The following is a 2,107-nucleotide window of genomic DNA, read 5'->3' as shown; positions in this document are numbered from 1 at the left end:
CCGAAAAGTGCCACCTGACGCGCCCTGTAGCGGCGCATTAAGCGCGGCGGGTGTGGTGGTTACGCGCAGCGTGACCGCTACACTTGCCAGCGCCCTAGCGCCCGCTCCTTTCGCTTTCTTCCCTTCCTTTCTCGCCACGTTCGCCGGCTTTCCCCGTCAAGCTCTAAATCGGGGGCTCCCTTTAGGGTTCCGATTTAGTGCTTTACGGCACCTCGACCCCAAAAAACTTGATTAGGGTGATGGTTCACGTAGTGGGCCATCGCCCTGATAGACGGTTTTTCGCCCTTTGACGTTGGAGTCCACGTTCTTTAATAGTGGACTCTTGTTCCAAACTGGAACAACACTCAACCCTATCTCGGTCTATTCTTTTGATTTATAAGGGATTTTGCCGATTTCGGCCTATTGGTTAAAAAATGAGCTGATTTAACAAAAATTTAACGCGAATTTTAACAAAATATTAACGCTTACAATTTCCATTCGCCATTCAGGCTGCGCAACTGTTGGGAAGGGCGATCGGTGCGGGCCTCTTCGCTATTACGCCAGAGCTTGGCCGGATCTAAAGTTTTGTCGTCTTTCCAGACGTTAGTAAATGAATTTTCTGTATGAGGTTTTGCTAAACAACTTTCAACAGTTTCAGCGGAGTGAGAATAGAAAGGAACAACTAAAGGAATTGCGAATAATAATTTTTTCACGTTGAAAATCTCCAAAAAAAAAGGCTCCAAAAGGAGCCTTTAATTGTATCGGTTTATCAGCTTGCTTTCGAGGTGAATTTCTTAAACAGCTTGATACCGATAGTTGCGCCGACAATGACAACAACCATCGCCCACGCATAACCGATATATTCGGTCGCTGAGGCTTGCAGGGAGTCAAAGGCCGCTTTTGCGGGATCATCACTGACGAATCGAGGTCGAGGAACCGAGCGTCCGAGGAACAGAGGCGCTTATCGGTTGGCCGCGAGATTCCTGTCGATCCTCTCGTGCAGCGCGATTCCGAGGGAAACGGAAACGTTGAGAGACTCGGTCTGGCTCATCATGGGGATGGAAACCGAGGCGGAAGACGCCTCCTCGAACAGGTCGGAAGGCCCACCCTTTTCGCTGCCGAACAGCAAGGCCAGCCGATCCGGATTGTCCCCGAGTTCCTTCACGGAAATGTCGCCATCCGCCTTGAGCGTCATCAGCTGCATACCGCTGTCCCGAATGAAGGCGATGGCCTCCTCGCGACCGGAGAGAACGACGGGAAGGGAGAAGACGTAACCTCGGCTGGCCCTTTGGAGACGCCGGTCCGCGATGCTGGTGATGTCACTGTCGACCAGGATGATCCCCGACGCTCCGAGCGCGAGCGACGTGCGTACTATCGCGCCGATGTTCCCGACGATCTTCACCCCGTCGAGAACGACGACGTCCCCACGCCGGCTCGCGATATCGCCGAACCTGGCCGGGCGAGGGACGCGGGCGATGCCGAATGTCTTGGCCTTCCGCTCCCCCTTGAACAACTGGTTGACGATCGAGGAGTCGATGAGGCGGACCGGTATGTTCTGCCGCCCGCACAGATCCAGCAACTCAGATGGAAAAGGACTGCTGTCGCTGCCGTAGACCTCGATGAACTCCACCCCGGCCGCGATGCTGTGCATGAGGGGCTCGACGTCCTCGATCAACGTTGTCTTTATGTTGGATCGCGACGGCTTGGTGACATCGATGATCCGCTGCACCGCGGGATCGGACGGATTTGCGATGGTGTCCAACTCAGTCATGGTCGTCCTACCGGCTGCTGTGTTCAGTGACGCGATTCCTGGGGTGTGACACCCTACGCGACGATGGCGGATGGCTGCCCTGACCGGCAATCACCAACGCAAGGGGAAGTCGTCGCTCTCTGGCAAAGCTCCCCGCTCTTCCCCGTCCGGGACCCGCGCGGTCGATCCCCGCATATATGAAGTATTCGCCTTGATCAGTCCCGGTGGACGCGCCAGCGGCCCGCCGGAGCGACGGACTCCCCGACCTCGATCGTGTCGCCCTGAGCGTCCACGTAGACGTTGCGTGAGAGCAGGACTGGGCCGCCGCCGACCGCACCGCCCTCACCACCGACCGCGACCGCGCCATGGCCGCCGCCG

2 protein-coding genes and 1 pseudogene are annotated in these 2,107 nt (G+C 56.6%); all 3 read right to left on the bottom strand.

The window, feature by feature from the left end; all coding sequences use genetic code 11:
• Positions 1 to 470: 470 nt before the first annotated feature.
• Positions 471 to 692, bottom strand: a pseudogene (locus ABWI07_RS44555) (phage attachment proteinphage attachment protein, G3P family); the annotation flags it as partial.
• Between the two features lie 56 nt (positions 693 to 748).
• Entirely contained in the window at positions 749 to 934 is a 186-nt protein-coding gene (locus tag ABWI07_RS43905; protein WP_351386733.1) for a major coat protein, read from the bottom strand.
• Between the two features lie 6 nt (positions 935 to 940).
• On the bottom strand, positions 941 to 1,750 hold the full coding sequence (nshR, locus tag ABWI07_RS43900; RefSeq protein WP_059415847.1) for an NshR/TsnR family 23S rRNA methyltransferase: 810 nt from the start codon (positions 1,748 to 1,750) through the stop codon (positions 941 to 943).
• Positions 1,751 to 2,107 lie beyond the last annotated feature (357 nt).

It is taken from the genome of Actinomadura sp. NPDC000600 (assembly GCF_040492135.1).
GTDB lineage: Bacteria > Actinomycetota > Actinomycetes > Streptosporangiales > Streptosporangiaceae > Spirillospora.
The sequence above is the reverse complement of the archived record's forward strand: the minus strand, read 5'-3'. Positions and strand labels throughout refer to the sequence as shown.

Bases quoted from the DNA above. Each gene is read 5' to 3' on its own strand.
- nshR (WP_059415847.1), bottom strand. From the start codon at position 1,750: ATGACTGAGTTGGACACCATCGCAAATCCGTCCGATCCCGCGGTGCAG.